Genomic DNA, 24756 nt, shown 5'->3' on the forward strand with positions numbered 1-24756 from the left:
CCCGACCGGGCCCCACACCCGGCTCATCGCATCGCCGAAAGTCTCGGATCCTCCCATGCGCATTCTCGGAATCAACGCCCTCTTCCACGACCCGGCCGCCGCCCTGGTGATCGACGGCCGGACCGTCGCCGCCGCCGAGGAGGAGCGGTTCACCCGGCGCAAGCACGGGAAGCGGCCGGTGCCGTTCGCCGCCTGGGAACTGCCGGAGAAGGCCGCCGCGTGGTGCCTGCGGCGAGCCGGCCTGCGCCCGCAGGACCTCGACGCCGTCGCCTACTCCTACGATCCGGGACTCGCCCGGCCCGCCTCGTCCATGGGCCTGGACGACCCTTGGGACCACCTCCGGCAGAGCTACGCCCGTGAGGCGCCCGGCTTCCTCCGGGCCGCGTTGCCCGGCCTCGACCCCGCCGTCGTCCGCTTCGTGCCGCACCACATGGCCCACGCCGCCTCCAGTGCCTTCGGCGCTCCCGACGCCGGGGACTCCTCGGTGCTCGTCCTGGACGGCCGCGGGGAGCGGGCGTCGCACCTCGCCGCGCGCCGTGTGGGAGACCGGCTGGAGCCCCTGTACGCGCAGGAGCTGCCGCACTCCCTCGGGCTGGTCTACGAGGAGCTCACCGACCATCTCGGCTTCCTGCGGTCCTCCGACGAGTTCAAGGTGATGGCCCTCGCCTCGCACGGCACTCCCCGCATGCTGCCCGAGCTGCGCCGTCATGTGTGTCCCACGGGTGACGGGGGGTTCCGCGCCACCGCGGTGCCCTGGCACGACCTGTGCGCACCGCGCGGCGCGGACGAGCCGTGGACGCAGGACCACGCGGACGTGGCCGCGAGCGCCCAGGCCGTGCTGGAGGAGACCCTGCTCGACCTGGTGCGCTGGCTGCACGGCAAGACACACCACAGCGTGCTCACGCTCGCCGGGGGCGTCGCCCTCAACTGCGTCGCCAACTCCCGGATCGCCCGCGAGGGCCCCTTCTCCCGGGTGTGGGTGCAGCCCGCGGCCGGTGACGCCGGTACGGCGCTGGGCGGCGCGCTGCTGCTGGCCGCCGGCCAGGGGGACGATCCGCAGCCCATGCCCGGCGCCGATCTGGGCCGGGACTGGTCCGACGCGGAGCTCGGGGCGTGGTTGAAGACGGCGGCGGTGCCGTTCGACCGGCCGCCGGACATCGCCGCGACCGTGGCCGAGGTCCTCGCGGACAACGGGATCGTCGCCTGGTTCCAGGGCCGTTCCGAGTACGGCCCGCGGGCACTCGGGCACCGCTCGCTGCTGGCCCACCCGGGGCACGCGGGCAACCTCGAACGGCTCAACGACGTCAAGGGACGGGAACAGTTCCGGCCGGTGGCGCCCATGGTGCTGGCCGACCGCGCCCCCGAGATCTTCGACGGCCCGCTGCCCAGCCCCTACATGCTGTTCGTGCACGACGTGGCCGAGAACTGGCGGGAGCGCATCCCGGCGGTCGTGCACGTCGACGGGACCGCCCGCATCCAGACCGTCGACCCGGACGCGGAGCCGCTGGTCGCCCGCATGCTCGGCGCGTTCGAACGGCTCACCGGCTTGCCCGTGGTGGTCAACACCAGCCTCAACACGGCAGGGCGGCCCATGGTGGACGATCCGCGTGACGCGCTGGAGTGCTTCGGCTCCTCACCCGTCGACCTGCTCGCGATCGGCCCGTACGCGGTGCGGCGCGGGGACCTCTTCCGCGGCTCCGGCGGGAGGGCAGCGTGATGGCCGAGCACGGATCCTGGACGGCGAACGCCGAGTACGCCGACGATGCGTACGCGGTGGTGATACCGACCCTCGGCCGCCCCGGCCTGAGTGTCTGTCTGCGCGCGCTGGCCGAGGCCGGTGGCCCCCGGCCGCTGCAGGTGGTGCTGGTCGACGACCGCCCCGAGAGCGCGGGCGCACCGCTCCCGGTGGACGTGCCCCGGTCCCTGCGCCCGATCACCACCGTCGTGAAGGGCCGTGCGCGGGGCCCGGCCGCAGCCCGCAACACGGGGTGGCGGGCGGTCGGCCGGGTGCCCTGGATCGTGTTCCTCGACGACGACGTGGTGCCCGGCCCGGGCTGGGGCGACGACCTCGCGCTCGACCTGGCGGAGGCGGGGCACCGAACGGCCGCGATCACCGCGCGGATCGACGTGCCGCTCCCGGTGGACCGCCGGCCCACCGACTGGGAGCGCAACACCGCCGGTCTGGCCACCGCGCGGTGGATCACCGCCGACATGGCGTATCGCCGTACGGCCCTGGAGTCGGTCGGCGGCTTCGACGAACGGTTCCGGCGTGCCTTCCGGGAGGACGCGGACCTCGCGCTGCGGGTGCTCGCCGCCGGGTGGACGGTGACCGCCGGGGCCCGCACCACGACCCACCCGGTGCGCCCTGCCGACCGCTGGGTCTCGGTTCGTCTCCAGGCGGGCAACGCGGACGACGTCCTGATGACGCGGCTGCACGGGCGTGCGTGGTGGGGCCGGGCGGGCGCGCCTCGCGGGCGGCTGCCCCGCCATCTGGCGGTGACCGGAGCGGGGGTGGCGGCACTCTCCTGCGCCGTCCTGCGCAGGCCCCGGGCCGCCGGGGTCTGTGCCGTCGCCTGGCTGGCCGGGACGGCCGAGTTCGCCCTGGCCCGGATCATGCCGGGTCCGCGGAACCCTGACGAGCTCGTCACCATGGCGCTGACCAGCGTGGTCATTCCGCCCGTGGCCACCTGGCACTGGCTGCGCGGTCAGGTCGTCCACCGGGCGACGCCGTCGCTCGTCGCCTACCAGGCCGGCGCGCCGACGCGGGCCCGGCAACGGCCGCCGCGGGAACGGGTGCGCCCATGACCGGACGCCCCCCGATGCCCCGGCACCCGAAGGCCCCCCTCCGCTCCACGACCGGGCCCTGGCTGTTCGACGGGCCGCCGCACACCCCGCCCGCCGGGTACGACGCGGGCTGTGCCCTTCCGGCGGCGGTTCTCTTCGACCGGGACGGCACGCTCGTGTCCGACGTGCCCTACAACGGCGACCCCGCGCGGGTCCGGCCGATGCCGACGGCGCGGGCCGCCGTCGACGCGGTTCGTGCGCGGGGCATCCCGGTGGGGGTGGTGAGCAACCAGTCGGGGATCGCCCGCGGTCTGCTGACACGCCATCAGGTGGAGGCGGTGCGGCTTCGGGTCGAGGAGCTGCTCGGTCCGTTCGGCGTATGGGCGGTGTGCCCGCACGGGCCGGACGACGGCTGCGGCTGCCGCAAACCGGCGCCGGGCCTGGTGGTGGCCGCGTGCGCGCGGCTGGCGGTACCGGTCGAGCGCACCGTCGTCATCGGTGACATCGGTGCCGACGTGGCGGCCGCCCGGGCCGCGGGCGCCCGCGGCGTGCTGGTGCCGACCTCCGTCACGCTGCCCGAGGAGATCGAGGCCGCCGAGGCCTCGGCCCGCGACCTGCTCGCGGCGGTGCGTTCGGTGCTGGGCGCGGAGCGCGACACCGAGCGACGCACGGGGCGGCCCGCGGACCGGACGGCGCCCGCGGGCACGGCCGGCCCGGGGGACGACGGGTACAGCGCGCAGGGCGTCGTACGAAGCGCGGGAGAGTCGTCATGACCGGTTCCCGAAGCCTTCCCCGGACCCTGGTGGTGCGCCTGGACAGTGCCGGTGACGTGCTCCTGGCGGGTCCCGCGGTGCGGGCCGTGGCCGCCGGTTCCTCGTACACGGCGCTGCTGTGCGGACCGCGCGGGGCCCAGGCGGGGAAGCTGCTGCCGGGCGTCGACGAGGTGCTGGTGTACGACGCCCCGTGGGTGGGCCTCGACCCGGCACCGGTCTCCCGGCCGGCTACGCGGCAGGTGCTGGAGACGCTGGCGGCGCGCTGCTTCGACCGCGCGCTGGTGCTCGTGTCGTACCACCAGAGCCCGCTGCCGATCGCGCTGCTGCTCAAGCTGGCCGGGGTCGGCTGGACGGCGGCCGACAGCGAGGACTATCCGGGCGCCCTGCTCGATCTGCGGCACCATCGGCTGCCGAATCGGCACGAGGCCCTGGCGGCGCTGGACCTGGCGCGGGATGCCGGGTTCGCGCTGCCGCCGGGCGACGACGGGGCGCTGTGCGTGAGGACGCCGCCGGACACCGCGCATCTGACGGGTTCGGAGCCGTATGTCGTGCTCCATCCCGGCGCCGCGGTCCCGGCACGGGCGTGGAGCCCGGAGCGGGCGGCACGGGCCGCCGCCGCCCTCGCCGCCGGGGGCCACCGGGTCGTCGTCACCGGAGGCCACGGCGAACGGGAGCTGACCGCGAAGGTCGCCGGGACACACGGTCTCGATCTGGGCGGTGCCACCGATCTGCCGCATCTGGCAGGGGTCCTGGCCGGGGCACGGGTGGCGGTGGTCGGCAACACCGGGCCGGCCCATCTCGCCGCCGCGGTCGGGACTCCGGTCGTCTCGCTGTTCGCGCCGGTCGTTCCGGCCGATCGATGGGGCCCGTACGGCGTCCCTCACGTCCTGCTCGGGGATCAGACGGCGGCGTGTGCGGGCAGCAGGGCCCGGCGCTGCCCGGCGTCGGGTCATCCGTGTCTGGACGGGGTGAGCGACGCCGAAGTGCTCGCCGCCGTGACCGCGCTCTGCGGCGGACGACCGGCCGGGATGGACCGCACCCCTCGGACACGGACGACGAGCCGGGCGGATCCCGGCGCGGACTCCTCGCCCGGGCCGTGCGACGTTCCCGGCCCGGGCGGCGGGCCCGAAACGGAACGAGGAGCGACCGTATGAACATCCTGTTGTGGCACGTGCACGGCTCCTGGACGACGGCGTTCGTCCAGGGCCCCCACACCTACCTCGTTCCCGTGACCCCGGGCCGCGACCCGGACGGACTCGGGCGGGCCCGTACGTTCCCTTGGCCCGCCTCGGTACGGGAAGTGACGCCCGAGGAGCTGCGTGAGACGGAGGTGGACCTCGTCCTCCTCCAACGGCCGCACGAACTCCGGCTGGCCGAACGCTGGCTCGGCGGTCGCCGTCCCGGCCGCGACGTGGCCGCGGTCTATGTCGAGCACAACGCTCCGGACGGCGACGTCCCCGCCAGCCGGCACCCGCTCGCCGACCGCAACGATCTGACGCTGGTTCACGTCACGCACTTCAACCGGCTGTTCTGGGACTGCGGAACCACCCGCACCGAGGTGATCGAGCACGGCATCGTCGACCCCGGGCACCGGTACACCGGCCGGCTCGCCCGCGCGGCCGTCGTCGTCAACGAACCGGTGCGGCGCGGCCGTCACACCGGTACGGATCTGCTGCCGGTCCTGTCCGAGGCGGCGCCGCTCGACGTCTTCGGCATGCGCACCGAGGGCCTCGCCGCGCATCTGGGCCTGCCCGAGGACCGGTGCCGTGGCGCCGACCTGCCCCAGGCCGAGCTGCACCGGGCCATGGCGGAACGCCGGCTCTATCTGCATCCCGTGCGCTGGACGTCCCTGGGGCTGTCGCTGCTGGAGGCCATGCACCTCGGCATGCCCGTCGTGGCGCTCGCCACGACAGAGGTGGTCGAGGCGGTCCCGCGCGGCGCGGGCACCCTGTCCACTCGCCCCGACGTCCTGGCCCGGGCCGCCCGGCACTATCTGCACGAACCGGAAGCCGCGGCCGAGACCGGCGCCCGCGCTCGCCAGGCGGCCCTCGGACGGTACGGGCTCAAGCGCTTCCTCGACGACTGGGAGCGCGTGATGACGGAGGCGCGCTCATGACCTCATCTCTGGGACCCTTCCACACCGGCGCTCCCGACGGCGACGGCCCCGGCTCCCTGTCGGTCGCGCTGGTCTCCGAGCACGCGAGCCCGCTCGCCACCCTCGGCGGGGTGGACGCGGGCGGGCAGAACGTCCACGTCGCCTGTCTCGCGGGCGCGCTCGCCGACCGGGGACACCGGGTGACCGTCTACACCCGCCGTGACTCCCGGGACCTGCCGGACCGGGTGGCACTGCGCGACGGGGTCGAGGTGCGCCATGTGCCCGCGGGCCCGCCGGAGCCGATACCCAAGGACGAACTCCTCCCCCACATGGCGGCCTTCGGCCGCTACCTGGCCCGGATCTGGCGGGCGAGGCCCCCCGACCTGGTGCACTCGCACTTCTGGATGTCGGGGCTCGCCTCCCTGCGGGCCGTGCGCGAGCTGGGGCTGCCGCTGCTGCACACGTACCACGCCCTGGGAACGGTGAAGCGACGGCATCAGCAGCTGGCGGACACCAGTCCCCCGAGGCGGATCGCCTACGAGTCGGAAGTCGGCCTGGGCTGCGACCGGATCATCGCCACCTGCCGGGACGAGGTCGTCGAACTGGGCAGGATGGGCATCCCCGCCGCCAAGATCGGCATCGTGCCGTGCGGAGTGGACACCGAGCGGTTCACCCCGCGGGGGCCGGCCGCGGAACGCGGCAGCCACCCGTACCGGCTGCTGCAGCTCGGCCGTCTGGTCCCGCGCAAGGGCGCGGCGGTCTCCATCGCCGCCCTGGCCCTGCTGCCGGACACGGAGCTCGTCGTCGTCGGCGGTCCCCCCGCGGACCGGCTCGACGACGATCCGGAGGTGCGCCGGCTGCGCGGCATCGCCCGCGAGGCCGGTGTGGCCGACCGGGTCCGCTTCACCGGCGGGGTGCCCAGCCAGGAGGTGCCGCCGCTGCTGCGCGGAGCCGACGTGGTGGTGTGCCCCGCGGACTACGAACCGTTCGGCATCGTGCCGCTGGAGGCGATGGCCTGTGGCAGGCCCGTCGTCGCCAGCGCGGTCGGCGGTCAGCTCGACACCGTCGCGGACCCGAGCACCGGCCGGCTGGTGCCGCCCCGCGACCCCGGGGCCCTGGCCCGCGCCGTCGGCGAACTCCTCGCCGACCCCGAGGCGCGGGCGGCGTGCGGCGCGGCCGGCCGACGGCGGGTGCTGCGCCGATACGGCTGGGGGCGGGTCGCCGCCGCGACCGAGAAGGCGTACTGCGCCGTCCTCGACGCACAGCCCGCCGCGACGGGGGTGGTCTGAGGCAGCCGTCCGTCCTGCCCCGGCCCGGGCCGCCTGCCCGGTCCACGACAGCGTTCCCGACCGAGAGCGGAGCACCGACGTCCGAAGGAGGTGCGGGTCCGGCCGACGTCCTCCGGGACGCGGTACGCCCGATCAGCATGACCGAATCCCCTGGGTCCCCTGCACTCGATGCCGCACATCTGCACTGCCGGTCGCTGGAGCACGCGCTCGTCCGGTTGCGCCGCGACGGCCTCGGCCGCCTCGCCGACTGGGGCGGCCGGCTCGCCGCCGTCCTTCCCTCCGGAGGCCGGCTGCTGGCCGCGGGCAACGGCGGCAGCGCCGCCCAGGCCCAGCATCTGACCGCGGAGCTCGTGGGACGCTACCGGCAGGAGCGGCCCGCCTACTCGGCCATCTCCCTGCACGCGGAGACCTCCAGCGTGACCGCCATCGGCAACGACTACGGCTTCGACCACGTGTACGCGCGACAGGTGTCCGCCCACGGCAGGCCGGGTGACGTCCTCGTGCTCCTGTCCACGTCCGGCCGCAGCGCCAACCTGATCACCGCGGCCGTGACCGGCCGGGGGGCCGGGCTGCGCGTCTGGGCGATGACCGGGCCCGCCCCGAACCCGCTGGCCGAGGCCGCCGACGAAGCCCTGTGCATCGACGCCGACACCACGGCGACCGTCCAGGAGGCCCATCTCGTCGCCGTACACCTGCTCTGCGAGAGTTTCGACGCGGCACTCGCCACTCCTGTGGCGACCACCTCCGGCGCGGCCGCCTCCCGGGCGGTCAAGGTCCGCGGGAGGGCGTCATGACCGGGCCGAAGCCGCTCGTCGTCGTCGGAGACGTCCTGCTCGACGAGGACATCGAAGGAGTCGCGACGCGGTTGTCCCCGGACGCCCCCGCCCCGGTCGTCGACGTCACCGACGACCGGTGTCATCCGGGCGGCGCTGGGCTGGCCGCCGCGCTGGCGGCCCGGGGCGGCCGCGAGGTGACCCTGGTGACCGCGCTGGGCGACGACTCCGCGAGCGAGGCCGTACGTCGTGGGCTGCGCGGCCGGGTCCGGCTGGTGGAGATACCCCTGAGGGGCAGCCTGCCGGTCAAGACACGGGTGCTGGCGAGCGGCCGGCCCCTGGTGCGGATCGACCGGGGCGGCGGAACGCCCGGGGAACCGGATGAGGCGGTGCAGGAGGCACTGGCGCAGGCCCACGCCGTGCTCGTCGCGGACTACGGGCGGCGGACGGCGAGCACGGTGCGGGCCCATCTGGCGACCGTGGTCTCCCGTACGCCGGTGGTGTGGGACCCGCACCCCAGGGGCGACGTGCCCGTGCCCGGAGCGCGGCTCGTCACCCCGAACGCGGCGGAGGCACGCGCCCTGAGCCCGGTCAGCGGTGAGTCGCTGCGCGCCTACGCCGAGCGCGGGGCGGAACTGGCACAACGCTGGCAGGTGGCGGGTGTCGCCGTGACGCTCGGGGAACGCGGGGTGCTGCTGGCCAGGCCCGGCTCCGGTACGCCGATGCTGGTCCCGCCGCCCTACCGGGCCACCGGAGACCCGTGCGGCGCGGGTGACTGCTTCGCCGCCACGACGGCCGCCGCCCTGGCGGACGGGGCGCTCCCGGAGGAGGCCCTCCAGCGGGCCGTCGCCGAAGCGGCCGCGTTCGTGTCGGCGGGCGGCGCCGGAAACCCGGCGCTGTGGCGGACGGCGCGCTCCCCCGTCGAGGACACGCGCCGTATCGACGCCTTCACGCTGGCGGAACGCGTGCGTGCGCGCGGCGGCACGGTGGTGGCCACCGGCGGCTGCTTCGACCTGCTGCACGCCGGCCACGTCGGTCTGCTGGAGAGCGCCCGGGGCATCGGCGACTGCCTCATCGTCTGCCTCAACTCCGACGCGTCGCTCGCGCGGCTCAAGGGGCCGGGGCGCCCTATCAATCCGGTGGCGGACCGGGTGCGCGTCCTGGAGGCGCTCGGCAGCGTCGACGCGGTGGCGGTCTTCGAGGAGGAGACACCGGAGGAGCTGCTGAGGCGCCTGCGGCCGGACGTGTGGGTGAAGGGCGGCGACTACTCGGTCCAGGAGCTCCCCGAGGCGGAGGCACTGCGCGCATGGGGCGGTCAGGCGGTCGTACTGCCCTACCTGGGCGGCCGCTCCACCACCCTGCTGGCCCGCCGGGCCGCGCGGGCCGCCGTACGGCCGTCCCCGCCCTGAGGGGCCGCCGTAGGCCCGCATTCCCAGCGTTTCCCCCGACCGGAGAGGCATCCGTGAACGTGACGGCAGACGAGGGGGCGCCGACGCGGTCGGCCCGGCCCCGCGCGCTGGTGCTGCGAGCGCTCGGGCTGGGCGATCTGCTGACCGCGGTTCCCGCGCTGAAGGCGCTACGACGGCATCTGCGCCACCACGAGATCGTGCTGGCCGCACCCGAGCGGCTGTCCGCGGCGGCCTCCGCCACCGGTCTGGTGGACCGGTTGCTGCCCACTTCGGCGCCCGGCCGGGAGGTGCCCGCCGCGCTGGCGTGGTCCGGACCGGCGCCGGATCTCGCCGTGGACCTGCACGGCAACGGACCGCCGAGCCATCTGCTGCTCCAGCGGCTGCGTCCCCTGCGGCTGTTCGCCTACGCGCACCCGGGGACCCCCGGTATCTCGGGTCCCGCGTGGCGGGAGGACGAACACGAGCGGGACCGGTGGTGCCGTCTGCTGGGCTGGTACGGCATCGAGGCCGACCCGGTGGACCTGGGGATCCCGCACCCCGCGACCCCCTCCCCCGCGCCCGGCGCCGTCGTCGTGCATCCCGGCGCCGACGCGGGCGCCCGCTGCTGGCCCAAGGCGCGGTTCGCGGCCGTGGCACGAGAGGTGCACCGCTGGGACCATGACGTGGTCGTGACGGCGGGTGCGGGCGAGGGCCCGCTGGCGCGATGGGTGGCGGACCGGGCCGGGCTGCCGTCGGGCGCGGTCCTGGGAGGCGCCGGTGACATGGCGTTCGACCAGCTGGCCGCCCTTGTCGCGGGGGCCCGCTGCGTGGTCGTCGGGGACACCGGTCTCGCCCATCTGGCCACGGCGCTCGCCACGCCCTCGGTCGTGCTGTTCGGTCCCGTCGCCCCCCGGCTGTGGGGGCCGCCGGCGGACGCGCGGCACCGGGTGCTGTGGCATCCCGGGGACGACGACTCGGCCCGCCCCGGTGACGCCCACGGCCGGCTGCCGGACGAACGACTGCTGAGGATCACCGTCGGTGAGGTCCTGGATGCGGTACGCGGACACCTGGAACCTGGCCAGGGGCCGCAACCGGAGCCGGACCGGGGCGCGAGCAGCGGCGGAGCGGGATCCGGTCCCGGGCCCCTGACGACGGGCCTGCGAGCGAGCGGATAGCGGACGGCGGCCGAGGGCCCACCAGGACCCCGGCCGCCCCGGCGCACTCAGGCCGCGGTGCTCAGCTCCGGCTGTGCCTGCACACCGAGTTCCCTGGTGCGCAGGGCCACGGCCGGGGCGGTGCGGCGGCCACGAAGCGCGAAACCCGCTCCGATCGCGCCGGCGATGATCAACCCGCCGGTCACGAGGGCGCCCCGTGCTCCGGCCAACTGCATGAGGAGGCCGAGCGCGGGCGGCCCTCCCAGGCCCCAGGCCGTGCTGATGGTGCGCCACACCCCGAGCACCCGCCCGCGCATATGCGCGGGCGGATCGGTCTGCAGGACCGTCGTCCCGGCGGTGTCGGAGACGGTCTCCACCACGGCCATGGGCAGCACGAGCACCAGCAGGACGGCGAGCGACGGCGAGAGACCCGCCACGATCTGCAGGAGCGCCCCCGCGGCGGCCAGGGTGCCCACGATCCGCACCGAGGGGCGGCGCAGCTTGGCGCCGAGGACCGCGCCGATGATGCCTCCGACGGCAAGGACGGTGGAGACGGTGCCGAACGCCCCTGCGCCGCCGGCGAGCGGGCCGGTCACCAGGACGGCCAGGGTCAGGCCGTAGTTCCGTCCGAAGACCGCGCTGATCCCGGTGATACCCGCGAGCGCGACCAGTCGCGGGCGGCGCATGAAGAAGGCCAGGCCCTGCCGCACGGTCATGTCCTGATCGGCGGGCCGGGTGCCGCGCTGGGCGGGGATGGCGGGCGCGCCGCCCCGGGCCCGACGGACGGCGCCGTAGGCCGGCCGGAGGAAGGGGATCACCGCGGCGACGAAGAGGAAGGAGACTCCGTTGGCGGCGTAGGCGGCGGCCGTGCCGAAGAAGCCGACCGCGACACCGGCGAGCGCCGTACCGGCCAGCCGACCCGCGCTGTGCACCAGGGAGCCGACGCCGATGGCGGACGGGACGTCCTCCGCCGGCACCAGGTCATTGCCCAGCAGGGCGCAGGCGGGCGCGTCGACCGTGGCGATCAGGCCGGTGATCCCGGCCAGCACCATCAGTACGGGCAGATCCAGCCGGCCGAGCACGACCAGGGCGGCCGTCACGAAGGCGACGGTGCCGAGAAGCGCCTGGCTGACGGCGGCGGTCAGTTTCCGGGGCCAGCGGTCGACGGCGGCGCCGCCGGCCAGGCTCACCAGAAGACCGGGGGCGGCCTGCACGGAGACCGAGAGACCCGTGGCGGCGGCGGATCCGGTGATCTGCAGGACCAGCAGGTTCTGCACCGTGAGCTGCATCCATGTGCCGGCGTTCGACACGAAGTTCGCCAGGGACCACCAGCGCATGCTGCGGTACTTCAGGGATCGCCATGGCGAGGAGGACTCGGCCGCCCGGGGAACGGGGGCGGCGTCCGATGCGGGAGGGGCCGGGACGGGAGCAGGAAGGGGCAAGGAAGTGGCGGGGGAAGAAGGCACAGTGAAACTCGGGAACGATCCCTGGGGACTCGCATGGGGGTCGGCGGGAGTTCGGAACACCGGCTGCGCTGCGCGGTGGCTCCACCGATCGGGCGGTGTGCCGTGCCGCCGGGAAACGTCTTCGCGGGCCCCGGGGCTACGACCTCGACCATGGTGGCAGAAGAGGCCCCCGAGTCGTCACTTTCTGCCCTCGGACCAGGTGCCGTACACGCGGCAAGTCCCCGATGCCGTCGGGGACTTGCCGCTCCATGTGCACTTGCTCACAGGGTCCGCGCGGCCGCCGTGCCACCCGGCGGCCGACGGCCGGGACAGGGCGCGGGTGTCAGCGCTCCAGTTCTTCCTCGATCGGCGGCTTGGGGGTGTCGCGAAGGTGTTGCGACAGCCCCGGCTTGCCGCCCTCGCGTGCCTGCTCGGCGCGCTGCGCGGGGCTGTGTCCGAGGTCCGAGTCCGGGTCCACCCGGACCGACCGTGCCACCTCTTCCCGGCTGTTGTACTGCTCGGGCGGGATGCCGCGCAGCGCCTTGATCACCTCGTCCGAGGCGCCCGCCCTGCGCGCAGCCTCCACCAGTTGCTCCTTGTCGGCCGGAAGGTCGACGTCCTTGATGGCGTCCAGCACCTCCGGCACGGTGGTGTGCGCCATGGGGACCTCCTTGCTCGTACGACGCTTGTACGACCCTCGTGCGACGACATCGACGCGGGAGTCAGCGGTCCTCGAAGTCCTCCCGCTCGATCCCCGCCTCCTCCAGCGCCTCACGCAGGGTGCGGCCCGATGCCCCGTTGCCGGGCCGGGCCTTCCCGGCCTGCTCCTCGGCCGGCTTCCTGATCACCTCGTCGGTGGTGTCGGTCTTCGGTCGGTTCTCCTCGGGAACAGTCATCGCGGCGATTCCTCACATGCGCCTTCGGTTGCCTGAGCGACGCCGAGTACCCGAAGACCGGCTGTGGAACACCGGGAAACCGGGAAACACCGGGAACATCCGGGTGGTCCCGAGTACTCGCACCGGGCACGGGCACGCGGGCATGTGTCACCCCGGTTCACGCTGCCCGGAGCGCGTCCTGCCCCTCTTGAAGACGTAGCTCCTCCAGCGTCCGCAGCTGTCGCTGGGCCCGCTCGAAGAGCTCCTCCAGCTCCCGCCGGTCAAGGCGCCCGTCGTCGTCCGCGAGCCGGAGCAGCAGCCGCCATCCGGCGGCCTTTCCCTCCACGCCGAGCCGAAGGAACTCGAGTTCGAGCACATTGGTGAGCGGAGAGCGGGCGACGATCCGGCCGTTGGGCTTCAGGCGTCCCGCCTTCTCGGACACCCACGCCGCGCCCACCTTGTAACGGTGCGGCGACACGCCGAGTCGGCTCATGATGGCGAGCAGACTCCTGCGGTCCTCCGCGATCTCCGCTGCGATCGGCGCCAGGGCCTTGCCGAGCGGAGAGCCCTGCAGGGCCCGGGCCATGTACTGGGCACGCTCGGTGCCGATGGTCGCACCTGCCAGGTGGTCGTTGAGGTAGACGCCGAGCAGATCCGTGCGGATGCGTCCCCCCTGCCGAGACTGTGTCGTCATGGATCGTCCCCTTCCCCGGCGTCTTCCCGGCGTGCAGCCCGCCGATGGTGGCCAGGCCCCTCGGGTACCCGCTCCTCACGCGACCCACCCTCCCTGGAACGCGCCACCGATATCCCGGTCATGTCCCCGTCAAGGGCCGTGGCCGATCGGAAACCGTGCGTGTCGCACGGCGGATACGGACCACGGTGCCGCGAAGCTGGGCCGGGGGGTGACGCGCACAGCCGGGTGGTGAGAGAGGACGTGTCCGATGAAGCCGGTCACCTTGGTGCCGCCCACACTGGCCGACGCGGCCGTCACCCCGGGCAATCTCGACGCGGCTCGCGCCCAGATGGGGTTCTCCCTGGCCTGGCACATCGTGCTGGCCTGCCTCGGCGTCGGCCTGCCGCTCCTGACCCTTATCGCGGAGTGGAGGGGCGTGCGTACCGGGGACCCCGCCTACCGCCTCCTGGCGCGCCGGTGGGCTCGCGCCATGGGCGTGCTCTTCGCCGTCGGCGCGGTGTCCGGCACCATCCTCAGCTTCGAGTTGGGCCTGCTGTGGCCCGGGCTGATGGGAATCTACGGTCAGGTCATCGGCCTGCCGTTCGCGATGGAAGGCATCGCCTTCTTCATCGAGGCGATCTTCCTGGGCATCTACCTCTACGCGTGGGACCGGCTGCCGCCGCGCACCCATCTGCTCACCGGCCTGCCCATCGTCATCGCGGGCATCTCGTCGGCCTTCTTCGTCGTGTCCGCGAACGCCTGGATGAACCAGCCACGCGGGTTCACCCTGAGGAACGGCAAGGTCGTGCACGTCGATCCGTGGGCGGCGATGTTCAACCCGGCGACACCGCCGCAGACGACGCACATGATCCTGGCGGCCCTCATGGTGGCGTCCTTCCTCACCTGCAGTGTGTACGCGGTCGCCCTGCTGCGCGGCCGCCGGGACCGCTACCACCGCCTGGGCTTCACCGTCCCCCTGGCCCTGGGCGCGGTCGTCACCCCGGTGCAGCTGGTCGTCGGGGACTGGGCCGCACGGTTCGTCGCCCACTACCAGCCGGTCAAGCTCGCCGCGATGGAAGGGGTCTATCACACCGGCAGCCACGTACCCCTGACGGTCGGCGGCATCGCGGGCCAGGGCGGCCTGAAGTACGGCCTGGAGATCCCCAACGGTCTGTCCCTGCTGGTCGGCTACAGTCCGAACACGGTGATCAAGGGTCTTGACCAGGTACCACCCGGAGAGCGGCCCCCCGTCACCGGCGTCCACCTGGCCTTCGACCTCATGGTCGGCTGTGGTCTGTTCCTGCTCGCGGTGGGTGTGTGGCTGCTCCTGCTCTCGCTGCGCCGCAGGCGCCGACCCGGCCCCTGGCTGGAGGGAGCGGGCCGCCCGCTCCGCGTCTTCCTCGCGCTCGGGGCCCTCACCGGACCGGCCGCGGTCGTCGCCCTGGAGTGCGGCTGGACGGTGACCGAGGAAGGACGCCAGCCCTGGGTGGTGTGGGGCCTGCTGCGCGTCCACGACGCCGTGAACGTCGCTCCCGGGCTGATGGCCGGGCTCTGGCTGGTGGTGGGCGTCTATGTGCTGCTGACCGCGGGGACCGTCTATGTGCTCCGTCGGCTGGCACGCGAACGGCCCGTTCCCCTCGCTCCCCAGGAGCACGACGTCCGGGAGTACCCCGTTGTCTGACCGCTCGCACACCCGGCCTGTCCGCGCCACCGCGACGGGGAGACGCTGATGCTCGCCAACGCGGCTCTTGCCGTCATGTGGATCGGCCTGACCTGTTACGCCCTGTTCGGTGGAGCCGACTTCGGGGCGGGACTGTGGGATCTGCTCGCCGGTGGCACCATGCGCGGCAGGGCTCCCCGCCGGCTCATCGAGCACAGCATCGGCCCGGTCTGGGAGGCCAACCACGTATGGCTGATCTTCGTCGTCGTCATGCTGTGGACGGACTTCTCCCCTGTGTTCGCCGCCGTGATGTCCACCCTCTACATTCCCCTCACCCTCACCGCCCTCGGCATCATCGCCCGCGGCGCCGCGTTCGCCTTCCGCAAGGCCAGCAGCGAGGTGTGGCAGCAGCGCCTGTTCGGCGGGTTCTTCGCCCTCTCCTCGGTCATCACCCCCTACTTCCTCGGCTCGGTCGCCGGAGCGCTCGCCTCCGGGCGCGTGCCTCCCGGCCTGGCGAAGGGCGATCTGGTCACCAGCTGGCTCAACCCGACCTCGGCGCTCGGCGGAGTGCTGGCCGTCCTCACCTGCGGCTACCTGGCGGCGGTCTACCTCACCGGTGACGCGTCCCGGGCCGGTGAACCGGACCTGTCGGCCTACTTCCGGCGCAGGGCCCTGGTCATCGGAGTGGTGACGGGCGCGGTGGCACTGGCAGGCGTCGCCGTCCTCCACGCGGACGCCCCGGGGCTCTTCCACGGCCTCACGCACCGGGCGCTGCCCCTGGTCTTGCTCTCCGCCCTGCTGGGCGCGGTCAGTCTGACCCTGCTGCTGCGCACCAGGCTCACCCTCGTGCGTATCACGGCCGCCGCGGCCGTCGCCGCCATCCTGTGGAGCTGGGGAGTCGCCCAGTACCCGCTGATGCTGCCCCCGTCGGTCACCGTCCAGGACACCGCGTCGCAGCCCTCCGCGCTCGGCGCCACCCTCGGGGCCCTGGCGGTCGGTGCGGTGCTGCTCGTCCCGTCCCTGCTGTGGCTGTACGCGCTCTTCCAGCTACGGCTCGCACCCGAGCACCCGCGGGACGGGCGTTAGCCGGTCGTCGCCCGGGGCACCCGCGGTCCTGGGCGGGCCCGCCGGTGGGCCCGCCGTACCGAACCGGAGGTGCTGAAGGATGGGACACGGAGGCAACGTCATCAACGAGCTGGTGACGGATCACCGCGAGGTGGAGGAGCTCTTCGGCCGGATCGAGGCGCTGCCGCCGGGCGACAAGGACCGCAAGGTCTACGCCGAGCAGGTCACCATGGAACTCGTACGTCACTCGGTGGCCGAGGAGGCCTACCTCTACCCGGCCGTGCGCGAGTACCTGCCCGATGGGGACGCCATCGCCGACAGGGAGATCGAGGACCACTCCAGGGCCGAGCGGACCATGAAGGACCTGGAGGGCCGGGAAGCCGACGACCCGGAGTTCGACCGCCTCATCGGCATGCTGATGACCGAGATCCGCTCCCACGTGGCCGACGAGGAGGAGAACCTCTTCCCCAGGCTGCTCCAGGTGGCTCCCGCGGGGGCGCTCGACGATCTGGGCGAGAAGGTCCGCCGGGCCAAGAGGACGGCACCGACGCGTCCGCACCCCTCCGCCCCGGACACGCCGCCGGCGAACAAGTTGCTCGCCCCCGGCGCAGGCCTCGTCGACCGGATCCGGGACGCGCTCTCGGGTCGCGGGGAGAAGGACTGACCGTCCCCGTCGCGGGGAATGCCTCCGCCGGGTCATGGGTACTCGGGTGCCCGGCGCTCAACGGCGCCCTTTCAACAGGAATCCGATGTCTCACCGCCTGGAGGAGCCATGGCGGGTGTCAGCCCCACTGATCTGCAGAAAGCGCTGTCGGGCGCGGAGTACCCGGCGGACACCGAACAGCTCAAGAAGGTCGCCCGGAGCAACCACGCGCCCAAGGAGGTCACCGAGCGCATCGACCACCTCGGGAAGAAGCAGTTCCAGAACCCTGCCGAGGTGAGCAAGGCCGTCTTCCAGAACGAGTGAACCCGCGTGCGGATTGCGGCGGCCGGGACGCACGCCCCGGCCGCCGCGCCGCGTATCCGCGGGCGGTCTCAGCCGATGTACCTGCGGGCGGTCTCAGCCGATGAACCTGCGGGTGGTCTCAGCCGACGTACCTGCGGGTGGTCTCAGCCGATGTACCTGCGGGCGGGAGAACCGCGCCGCGCCTCCTCCAGCGCCGCCAGCCGGGCTTCGAGGTCGGCCGGTACGGGCTCACGCTGCTTCAGCACCCACGGCAGCCCCGCCGCCGCGCGCGCGAAGGCACGTACGGAGGCCCGGTCCCGGGGCACGGTACGCATCAGGTACCAGGTGCGGCGCAGCGCGGACGGCCAGGGGCGGCGCAACCAGGTGAACCAGAGCGTGTTGCGCAGCCCCAGCACGCGTCGGCCGGTGCTGTCCCGGACCGGAGACGCGGCGTGATGGATCGTCATGTCCGGTACGTAGCTCAGCCAGTGACCCCGGCGCAGGAGATCGGTGGCGAGGAGTTCCTCCTCACCGCCCAGCCACAGCCCGGGATGGAACCCTCCGCCGGCCCGGAAGGCGCTCACCCGCATCACCGTCGCGGCGGCGAGGAACGAGCCCAGGGCGGGACCGGGCAGCCAGTCGGGACCCGTCAGGGGCGAGTCGCGTAGTTCGGCGACCACCGGGTCCTCCTCCCCCGACGGTTCGACCACGATACGGGCCGTGACCGCAGCCAGCCCAGGGTGCGCGTCCAGGAGGTCCGCCGCGTGCTTCAGGGAGCCCGGCTCCCACCAGGTGTCGTCGTCGCAGAACGCCACATAGGGCGTGCGCACCTGCCGCACCGCGAGGTTTCGGCCGACCGCCCCGAGATTGCGCCCGGGGCGCAGCAGCCGGACCTCGGGGAAGCACCGGACGACCGCATCGGCGGTCCCGTCGCCGGACGCGTTGTCCGTGACGATGACCTCGGGCCGCTCCGGAAGCTCCCGCAAGATCCCCAAGGTGCGCAGCAGTTCGGGGCAGCGGTCGCGGGTGATCACCACGACGGTCGTACGACGGTCCGCGGGACGGTCGTCGCCGTACCCCGTGATGTCGGCGTCCGCGCGGCCGGGGCGAACGCGGTCGTCCCCGGGAGCGGCGGCCGGTGTGTGAGGCGGGTGGTGGGTCATGTCGAAGTCCGCTCGTCCTCGATCGTGGGGGCGCTCACGTGGACTGGCGATCCAGCAGACGGACGGAGCGCTCGACCCGTGCGGGCAGCGGTTCGCGGTTCTCGAGGACCGCGGGGAGCCGGGCGAGCGCGCCGCGCAGGGCGGTTGCGGCGTCGCGCTCGCCGCGGACCGCCGCCGCGGCGAGGCGAACGGTGTGGCGCAGGACCACCGTGAGGGGACGCCGTAGCCACACGGTGAGCAGTGCGTTGCGCCGCTGGACGGCGCGGCGCCCGGGTCGGCCGCCGGGCTCCGGGTGGTGATGGGCCGTCACCGAGGGCACATAGCTCACGCCCCAGCCGCGGGCCGCCACGTCATAGGCGAGCAGCGTCTCCTCGCCGCCGAAGAACAGCACCGGGTGAAAGCCCCCGGCATCGAGGAAGGCCCGGCGGCGGACCACCGCCGCGCAGGCGAGGAACCCCAGAACCGGACGGCCGGGCAGCTGGGGCGCCGGCGGCAGGGGCGAGTTGGCCAGCGCGGAGTTCAGCGGATCGTCGACACCGTCCGGGCCGACCAGGGTGCGCGCGGCCAGCAGCCCCAGACGCGGGTACGCGTCGAGGAGGTCCGCGGCGGCCTCCAGCGCCCCCGGCTCCCACCAGGAGTCGTCGTCGCTGAAGGCGACGTACGGGGTCGTGGCGTGCCGTACCGCGAGATTGCGGCCCAGAGCACCGGTGTTGTGTCCGACGGCCAGGACGTGCGCGCCCACCGGGTGGGCGCGCACCGCGGCCACCGTCGCGTCGGCGGAGCCGTTGTCCACGACGATGACCGGGGGCCGCTCGGGCAGGGCGGCCAGCCTGTCCAGGGTGCGCAGCACGCTCTCGCGGCGATTGCGTGTGATCAGTGCCACCGTGACACGGAAGGAGCGCCGGTCGGGCGCGCCGCCGCAGTCCATGACCGCGTCGGACATGGTCTCCTGCGACGTGGGTGGGTACGTCGTCGGGCTGTTGCGGCGGCCACCCGCGTCCCTGTGGCGACCGCGGGCACGGTCACCAGGAACAGGCATGGCGGACACCTCCCTCGGGCCACGAGGGTCGTCCTCCCTGCGGCTCTCGGCCCGGCCACTCGTGCCGTTCCCCGAGTGGCCGCCCGTCCGGGGGCCGTTCCAGGAAGGAGGCGATGGTCCGTTTGAACCCCTCCTCCCAGGTGACCTTCGGGGTCCAGCCGAAGAGTTCCCGGGCGAGCGTCGTGTCGGGCCGGCGTCGGGCGGGATCGTGCGGGCTCCGGTCGACGAACGTCAGACGGGAGCGGGAGCCGGTCAGGCCGATCACCCGGCGTGCGATCTCCTCGATCGTCGTCTCGTCGTCGCCACCGATGTTCACGGGCCGCACGGACCGGCTCACGGCCACCCGCAGCACCCCGTCCACGGTGTCGTCGACGTAGCACAGTGATCGGGTCTGCCGTCCGTCGCCCTCGACGGTGACCGGCTCTCCGGCCAGCGCCTGTCTGATGAAGGTGGGAATCGCCCGGCGGTCGTCGGCGCGCATCCGCGGACCGTAGGTGTTGAACACCCGCACGATTCCGGCATCGGTGCCCGCCGCGGTCGCGTGGGCGGTGGTGAGTGCCTCGGAGAACCGTTTGGACTCGTCGTAGGCGCCGCGCGGTCCCACCGGGTCGACGTTGCCCCAGTAGTCCTCGCGCTGCGGATGCACCATGGGGTCGCCGTAGACCTGACCGGAGGAGACCAGCAGGAACCGCGCGCCGTCGCGGTCGGCGACGGCCAGGGCGTTGCGGGTGCCGAGGCCGCACGCGTCGAGTGCCTTCAGCGGGCGGCGACGGCAGTCGGCCCGCGAGGCGGGACCCGCGCAGTGCAGCACCATGTCGTACGGGCCGGGGAAGGCCCCGGCGAAGCGGGGCTCCGATACGTCGTGCTCCAGCAGCCGGAAGCCCGGGCGGCAGGTCAGCCGGCGTACGTTGTCCGCCGATCCGGAGGACAGATCGTCCACGCAGTCGACCGCGACTCCGCTGTCGACGAGGCGTTCGCACAGGTGCGAGCCGAGGAAGCCGGCGCCTCCGGTCACCATGGCCCGCCGTCGGCGCAGTCGTGTCGCCGGAGCGGCGCAGAAGGCGGTCTGTATCGACATCGACGTGGTCTGTATCGCGGAGAACGGCGTCGGCGTCATGGGCACGTTCTTCCTCCCGCCGTAGAGGGGCGGACGCCTGCCCACGGCGCCGACGTCGTGCCCCCGCACGGAGACGGTCGGCCGAGAGCGAGCGCCGTCGCCCCGGGTCCCCGCCGCGCCGTGGCCGCGGCGGCCGTGTTCCCGGGGCCCGGAGAAGCTCCACCGGAAGCTTCCGGCCCCCGCTGTCCTGACGGCGGCCGTTCGAGTGACCCGCCGGGTCCTTCCATGCTCTGACGGACGGTGCCGGTGTGCCACATGGGGCTGGATCGCCCCACGGGACCTCAGAGTTCGCCGGGCCCGGGCGGCTCGGTCAGTGCCGTCACCAGTTTCGGGGCACGGTCGCGGTCCGGCTCCTCCAGGAACTCCCGACGTACCTGCCGGGCGGCGACACGGCCGGAGGTCAGGCACCACTGCCACCAGTAGTCCAGTCGCCGGATGCTGAGGTGGTCGGCGGGAACCAGGGCGGGCCAGTCGCAGGCGTCGGCCTGAGCGGTCAGCTTGGCGCCGCCGGAGACGGGGTCCACGGCCAGCACCGGCACCCCGCCGCGCAACGCGAGCACCAGCCCGTGCAGCCGGTCCGTGACCACCAGGTCCATCCGCGCCAGCACGGACTCGAACTGCGCGGGCGTCGCGCACAGCCGCCAGTCATGGCTGTCGAGCCTGGTCTCCAGTTCGACGCGTGCGCAGTCCTTGCCCGCCAGCCACCCCGTCACCACCTCCGCGGCCTCACCGTGCCGTCGCCTCGATCCGTACTCGTGCTGACCTTGGGTGAGGATCACGCCCACGACGGGCGTCGCCGGTTCGACGGGGGCGTCGGCCGCGAGGTCGGGCACCGGGGCCGCGGCCGGCCCGTCCCTCGGCAGTACGCGGTGGAATCCCGTGACCGCCGGGTCGGCGGCGTCGAGCACGGAGCTCCCCACGGCGATCCGCACACAGTGCGGGAACCGTCGGTGCAGCTCCTCGACCTGGGGGCCGTGCAGCGGGCCGCACACGAAGACCAGATGCGAGTACGCGGACGGCTGTACGTCGTCCAGGTGCAGCGCCGATGGCCGGAACCCGGGGCTCCAGGCCACGTCGTAGTCCATCGACTCCCGGCTCAGCACGTCCTCGACCCGCCGCAGGGCGAGCACGTCGCCCGCGGTGGCCTCACCGTCCAGGAAGCTGAACCACCCGGTCAGCAGGATCCTCGCGCACACAACGGTTCACGAGTTCCCCTCCCTGCCGTGCCCACGCGCCCGAGTCGACGACCCGCGGTGCCGTGCGCCAGGTCTGTGCCGCGTCCCACAGGGGAGTCGTACGGTATGGTCCCGCCGTCGGACGGGGCTGCGCGGTGGGCAGGCGAAGGGGCTCGGGCCGACATGGGCGCGGCAGGCGATCCGCGCGAGCCGCCCTCGTACGACCGCCGCCGGAGGGATATCGACGAGGTGCCGACCATGACCCACGCCGCGACGCCCGCCCCGCTCGTCCGGGCCCACGGGCGCCTCGACGCATGACCGCCCCTCCGGCGCCGCGGCCCGGCGAGGGCCCGGGTGCCGCGGCGGCCCGCTTGACCGGGCGCCCGGTGACCGGTGAGCGTCCGGTGTCCGCGGCGCTCACCGAGGTCACGCTCGACGACGGCCACGTGGTGATGGTCAAGCACGGTGAGGATCCGGGCACGGTACGGGCCGAGGCGGCGGGGCTGCGCTGGCTGGCGGAGGCCGGGACGGTCGGGATCCCCGCTGTGCGCGGCCACGACCCGCACTGGCTGGTGACCGACCGCGTCCCGGCCGGCCGGCCGAGCACCGAGGCGGCGGCCCGGTTCGGACGCGACCTGGCCGCCCTGCACGCCCGCGGCGCGCTCGCGTTCGGCGCCCCGCCACCTGACGGGCCCGCGGACGCGTACATCGGCCTCGCCCCCATGCGCAACGTCCCGGTCCCCGACTGGCCGAGCTGGTACGCCGAGCACCGGGTGCTGCCCTATCTGCGCCGCGCGGTCGACGACGGCGTGCTGCGCCGGGCGGAGGCGAGCGTCATCGAACGCGTCTGCGACCGGCTGCCCGATCTGGCCGGGCCCGCCGAGCCGCCCGCCCGGCTGCACGGCGATCTGTGGAACGGCAACGTGTTGTGGGGCGCCGACGGACAGGCCTGGCTCATCGACCCCGCCGCGCACGGCGGACACCGGGAGACCGACCTGGCGATGCTCCAGCTGTTCGGCTGTCCGCACCTGGACCGTGTGCTCGACGGCTACCAGGAGGCGGCACCGCTCGCCGACGGCTGGACGGACCGCGTCAGCCTGCACCAGCTCTTCCCGCTGCTGGTCCATGCGGTGCTGTTCGGACGCGGCTACGGCGTGCAGGCCCTGCAGGCGGCACGGGCGGCTCTCGCCGACTGACCACCAACGGCTCGGCGGGGACCGCGGGACGGGGTACGGTCACCCGGTCACCGCATCGGAAGGAGCCCCCATGTCCGGCGCCACCGCACCGTTCGAACTGCTGCCCGGTGCCGATGACTCGCCGGTGCTTCTTCATGTGCCGCACTCCGCGCGCCGGATACCGCCGGCCGCACGCGAGGGCATCCTCCTCGACGACCCGGCCCTCGCCCGCGAACTGGACCACATCACGGACGCGCACACCGCCGAGCTCGCCGAGCTCGCCGCGGAGGCCGCCACGGTCACGCCCTGGCGGTTCGTCAACCGGCTGTCGCGGCTGGTGGTCGACCCCGAGCGGTTCCCGGACGAGCGGGAGGAGATGGCCGCCGTGGGGATGGGCGCGGTCTACACCCGCACCACGCACCGGCGCCCCCTGAGGCCGGACGACACCGATCCACGGCCGCTGCTCGGACGCTACTTCCACCCGTACGCCCGAGCGATGACCGCGGCGGTGGCGGACCGCCTGGCCGCCACGGGGCGGGCCGTGGTCATCGACGTCCACTCCTACCCCACCGCCCGACTGCCCTACGAGCTGCACGGCGACGGCCCCCGGCCGCCGATCTGCCTGGGGACCGACCCCGTTCACACGCCGCCCGAGCTGCTCGCCTCCGCGCGCGAGGCGTTCGCGGGGTTCGGGGGGACGGAGGTCGACAGCCCGTTCTCGGGGTCGTATGTGCCCCTTGAGTTCCACGGCAGGCAGCCGCGGGTCACCGCGCTGATGGTGGAGATCCGTCGTGACACCTATATGACCGAACCGGGCGGAGCCGCGGGGCCGGGCCTCAACCGCCTCGCGTCGTCGCTGGCCACCCTGGTCGAGGCCGTCTCCTGACCTGGCCGGTCCGGCACGCTCGGTGCAGGGTGCGTGCCGCCGTGCGCCGGCTCAGGCCAGCAGAGGGAGCTTGCCGACGATCTTGTTGATGCGGTTGCGCGGTCCGACGATGCTCACGGCGCAGTAGGCGAGGTCGGCGGCGGCGGTCCTGCTCAGGGTGGCGCGGTAGTCCGCGTACACCAGCGTCTCCTGGGCGAGCGCCGGCATGTCGGCGACGAAGGTGTCGGCGTACGAGGCCGCCTTGGCGCGGATGGCGCGCAGCGCGCCGGAGTCGGCCGCCAGGACCGAGCACCCCGCCCAGGGCAGCCCCGGGTGGACGGTGCCCTCAGCGTCGGCGACGTCGTCACCGAGCAGGCCCGTCACCGAGGACTGCGTCGCCGCCGCCGCGCAGATGGCGGCGTTGACGGCCCGTCCCGGCGGCAGGCCACGGTCGACCACCACGACCCACTTCAGCCGCGCGGCGCGGGTCGAGAGGGTCGGGTCGATCTCGTCGGGAGCGAACCCGACGGGGGCGACATCGATGGCGGTGGACGTGTTGCCTTCGGCCATTTCCGTATCTCCTCGGCATTTCTGCGGACAGAGACCAGGAGCCTAGGCACACGTGTGCCTACCGACCAGCGGCGTCGAATGGTGTGCGGCGAGGGCAGGGACGGAAGCCGACCACGGCGCACTTCGTACGGCGATCCGCCGCATCCGGCGTCGGATGTGCGGGGGCGCTCCGCGTCCCCGTCATCGGGTCCGGCGCCGCTCGGGCGCGCGTTCGGCGGCGGGTTCGACGCGGCGGGACTGGACGTGTTCATAGGCCATGGTGGTCTGCACGTCGGCTACCTCTCGGCGTTCGGTCAGACGGTCGATGACGAAGGCGTAGACGCCGTTGATGTCCGGGACGGCGATGTGGATGAGGAAGTCGTGCGCGCCGGAGGTGACGAACAGGCCGATGGTCTCGGGAAGTTGGGCGGCCCACTCGCGGAATCCCTCGATGACGGGGCGGGCCGGCGGGCGGATACGGACGGAGATGAGGGCCTGCACCGGGCGGCCGACCGTCTCCAGGTCCACGGTGGCGTGATAACCCGTGATCACGCCCCGCTCGCGCAGCAGCCGCACCCGCTCCAGCGAGGTGGACGGGGACACCCCCGTCTTGGCGGCCAGGTCCCGGTTGGTCTGCCGTGCGTCGTCCTGCAGCTCCCGCAGCAGAGCACGGTCCAGTGCGTCGATGTCCATGGGTCCACGGTAAGCCGTACGAAGTTCGGCGCAGGCGAGGAAGCTCCGGATGTGCGTCCC

The 24756-nt window shown here is 73.9% G+C and carries 25 protein-coding genes; 15 read left to right on the plus strand and 10 right to left on the minus strand.

Going from position 1 to position 24756, the window contains the following annotated elements:
• The first annotated feature begins 55 nt into the window (after positions 1–55).
• From ASC56_RS09975 to ASC56_RS10015, 9 genes are all read left to right on the plus strand, one after another.
• Entirely contained in the window at positions 56–1717 is a 1662-nt protein-coding gene (locus ASC56_RS09975) for a carbamoyltransferase C-terminal domain-containing protein (protein ID WP_055490893.1), read from the plus strand.
• Entirely contained in the window at positions 1717–2805 is a 1089-nt protein-coding gene (locus ASC56_RS09980) for a glycosyltransferase family 2 protein (protein ID WP_055490894.1), read from the plus strand. The genes ASC56_RS09975 and ASC56_RS09980 overlap by 1 nt, the downstream gene beginning before the upstream one ends.
• A complete protein-coding gene (locus ASC56_RS09985; RefSeq protein WP_079102399.1) occupies positions 2802–3557 on the plus strand; it encodes an HAD-IIIA family hydrolase in 756 nt (251 codons plus the stop codon). Before ASC56_RS09980 ends, ASC56_RS09985 begins: the two co-directional genes overlap by 4 nt.
• Positions 3554–4711: a glycosyltransferase family 9 protein gene (locus ASC56_RS09990; RefSeq protein WP_079102400.1), complete on the plus strand. Its 1158-nt coding sequence runs from the start codon at positions 3554–3556 to the stop codon at positions 4709–4711. Before ASC56_RS09985 ends, ASC56_RS09990 begins: the two co-directional genes overlap by 4 nt.
• Positions 4708–5673, plus strand: a complete 966-nt coding sequence (locus ASC56_RS09995; protein WP_055490895.1) for a glycosyltransferase — start codon at positions 4708–4710, stop codon at positions 5671–5673. Before ASC56_RS09990 ends, ASC56_RS09995 begins: the two co-directional genes overlap by 4 nt.
• Complete coding sequence (locus ASC56_RS10000; protein ID WP_055490896.1) at positions 5670–6941, plus strand: glycosyltransferase; 1272 nt, start codon at positions 5670–5672, stop codon at positions 6939–6941. Before ASC56_RS09995 ends, ASC56_RS10000 begins: the two co-directional genes overlap by 4 nt.
• A 137-nt stretch (positions 6942–7078) precedes the next feature.
• Positions 7079–7735: an SIS domain-containing protein gene (locus ASC56_RS10005; RefSeq protein WP_055490897.1), complete on the plus strand. Its 657-nt coding sequence runs from the start codon at positions 7079–7081 to the stop codon at positions 7733–7735.
• Entirely contained in the window at positions 7732–9123 is a 1392-nt protein-coding gene (rfaE2, locus tag ASC56_RS10010) for a D-glycero-beta-D-manno-heptose 1-phosphate adenylyltransferase (protein WP_055490898.1), read from the plus strand. The genes ASC56_RS10005 and rfaE2 overlap by 4 nt, the downstream gene beginning before the upstream one ends.
• A gap of 53 nt (positions 9124–9176) precedes the next feature.
• Complete coding sequence (locus tag ASC56_RS10015) at positions 9177–10277, plus strand: glycosyltransferase family 9 protein (protein WP_234376911.1); 1101 nt, start codon at positions 9177–9179, stop codon at positions 10275–10277.
• Positions 10278–10324: 47 nt separating this feature from the next.
• Here ASC56_RS10015 and ASC56_RS10020 read toward each other — a convergent pair whose 3' ends face one another.
• The 4 genes from ASC56_RS10020 to ASC56_RS10030 form a co-directional block, all read right to left on the minus strand.
• Positions 10325–11722: an MFS transporter gene (locus tag ASC56_RS10020; protein WP_079102402.1), complete on the minus strand. Its 1398-nt coding sequence runs from the start codon at positions 11720–11722 to the stop codon at positions 10325–10327.
• A gap of 322 nt (positions 11723–12044) precedes the next feature.
• Positions 12045–12362, minus strand: a complete 318-nt coding sequence (locus tag ASC56_RS10025) for a DUF2795 domain-containing protein (RefSeq protein ID WP_055490900.1) — start codon at positions 12360–12362, stop codon at positions 12045–12047.
• A 61-nt stretch (positions 12363–12423) separates the two neighbouring features.
• On the minus strand, positions 12424–12597 hold the full coding sequence (locus ASC56_RS41140) for a hypothetical protein (protein ID WP_199835953.1): 174 nt from the start codon (positions 12595–12597) through the stop codon (positions 12424–12426).
• Between the two features lie 157 nt (positions 12598–12754).
• A complete protein-coding gene (locus ASC56_RS10030) occupies positions 12755–13270 on the minus strand; it encodes a hypothetical protein (protein ID WP_055490901.1) in 516 nt (171 codons plus the stop codon).
• Positions 13271–13517: 247 nt separating this feature from the next.
• Here ASC56_RS10030 and ASC56_RS10035 point away from each other — a divergent pair, with 247 nt between their 5' ends.
• The 4 genes from ASC56_RS10035 to ASC56_RS10050 all read left to right on the plus strand — a co-directional run bounded on the left by ASC56_RS10035 (position 13518) and on the right by ASC56_RS10050 (position 16941).
• Complete coding sequence (locus ASC56_RS10035) at positions 13518–14930, plus strand: cytochrome ubiquinol oxidase subunit I (RefSeq protein ID WP_055490902.1); 1413 nt, start codon at positions 13518–13520, stop codon at positions 14928–14930.
• 48 nt (positions 14931–14978) lie between these two features.
• Positions 14979–15995 (plus strand): cytochrome d ubiquinol oxidase subunit II, encoded by a 1017-nt coding sequence (locus ASC56_RS10040; RefSeq protein ID WP_055490903.1) that lies wholly within the window; start codon positions 14979–14981, stop codon positions 15993–15995.
• Positions 15996–16074: 79 nt separating this feature from the next.
• Positions 16075–16638, plus strand: a complete 564-nt coding sequence (locus ASC56_RS10045; RefSeq protein ID WP_055490904.1) for a hemerythrin domain-containing protein — start codon at positions 16075–16077, stop codon at positions 16636–16638.
• Between the two features lie 108 nt (positions 16639–16746).
• Positions 16747–16941, plus strand: coding sequence for a DUF2795 domain-containing protein (locus ASC56_RS10050; protein WP_055490905.1), 195 nt, complete (start codon positions 16747–16749; stop codon positions 16939–16941).
• Positions 16942–17084: 143 nt separating this feature from the next.
• On the opposite strand, the gene ASC56_RS10055 is transcribed toward ASC56_RS10050, so the two are convergent.
• The 4 genes from ASC56_RS10055 to ASC56_RS10070 all read right to left on the minus strand — a co-directional run bounded on the left by ASC56_RS10055 (position 17085) and on the right by ASC56_RS10070 (position 21435).
• Positions 17085–18083, minus strand: coding sequence for a glycosyltransferase family 2 protein (locus ASC56_RS10055; protein WP_079102403.1), 999 nt, complete (start codon positions 18081–18083; stop codon positions 17085–17087).
• 34 nt (positions 18084–18117) lie between these two features.
• Entirely contained in the window at positions 18118–19026 is a 909-nt protein-coding gene (locus ASC56_RS10060; RefSeq protein WP_234376912.1) for a glycosyltransferase family 2 protein, read from the minus strand.
• A 79-nt stretch (positions 19027–19105) separates the two neighbouring features.
• Positions 19106–20200 carry an NAD-dependent epimerase/dehydratase family protein gene (locus ASC56_RS10065; protein WP_079102424.1) on the minus strand — a complete coding sequence of 365 codons (1095 nt, stop codon included), beginning with the start codon at positions 20198–20200 and terminating at the stop codon, positions 19106–19108.
• Positions 20201–20520: 320 nt separating this feature from the next.
• On the minus strand, positions 20521–21435 hold the full coding sequence (locus ASC56_RS10070) for a polysaccharide pyruvyl transferase family protein (protein WP_055490906.1): 915 nt from the start codon (positions 21433–21435) through the stop codon (positions 20521–20523).
• 293 nt (positions 21436–21728) lie between these two features.
• Between ASC56_RS10070 and ASC56_RS10080 the strand changes: the two genes are divergently transcribed.
• Positions 21729–22610: a fructosamine kinase family protein gene (locus tag ASC56_RS10080; protein ID WP_055490908.1), complete on the plus strand. Its 882-nt coding sequence runs from the start codon at positions 21729–21731 to the stop codon at positions 22608–22610.
• 70 nt (positions 22611–22680) lie between these two features.
• Positions 22681–23475 carry an N-formylglutamate amidohydrolase gene (locus ASC56_RS10085; protein ID WP_055490909.1) on the plus strand — a complete coding sequence of 265 codons (795 nt, stop codon included), beginning with the start codon at positions 22681–22683 and terminating at the stop codon, positions 23473–23475.
• A 51-nt stretch (positions 23476–23526) separates the two neighbouring features.
• On the opposite strand, the gene ASC56_RS10090 is transcribed toward ASC56_RS10085, so the two are convergent.
• Together ASC56_RS10090 and ASC56_RS10095 are read right to left on the minus strand one after the other, a co-directional pair.
• On the minus strand, positions 23527–24024 hold the full coding sequence (locus ASC56_RS10090) for a DUF2000 domain-containing protein (protein ID WP_055490910.1): 498 nt from the start codon (positions 24022–24024) through the stop codon (positions 23527–23529).
• A 180-nt stretch (positions 24025–24204) separates the two neighbouring features.
• A complete protein-coding gene (locus ASC56_RS10095; RefSeq protein WP_079102404.1) occupies positions 24205–24696 on the minus strand; it encodes an Lrp/AsnC family transcriptional regulator in 492 nt (163 codons plus the stop codon).
• Between the last annotated feature and the right edge of the window lie 60 nt (positions 24697–24756).

The sequence above is a fragment of the Streptomyces sp. TP-A0356 genome, from assembly GCF_001417775.1.
Lineage (GTDB): Bacteria > Actinomycetota > Actinomycetes > Streptomycetales > Streptomycetaceae > Streptomyces.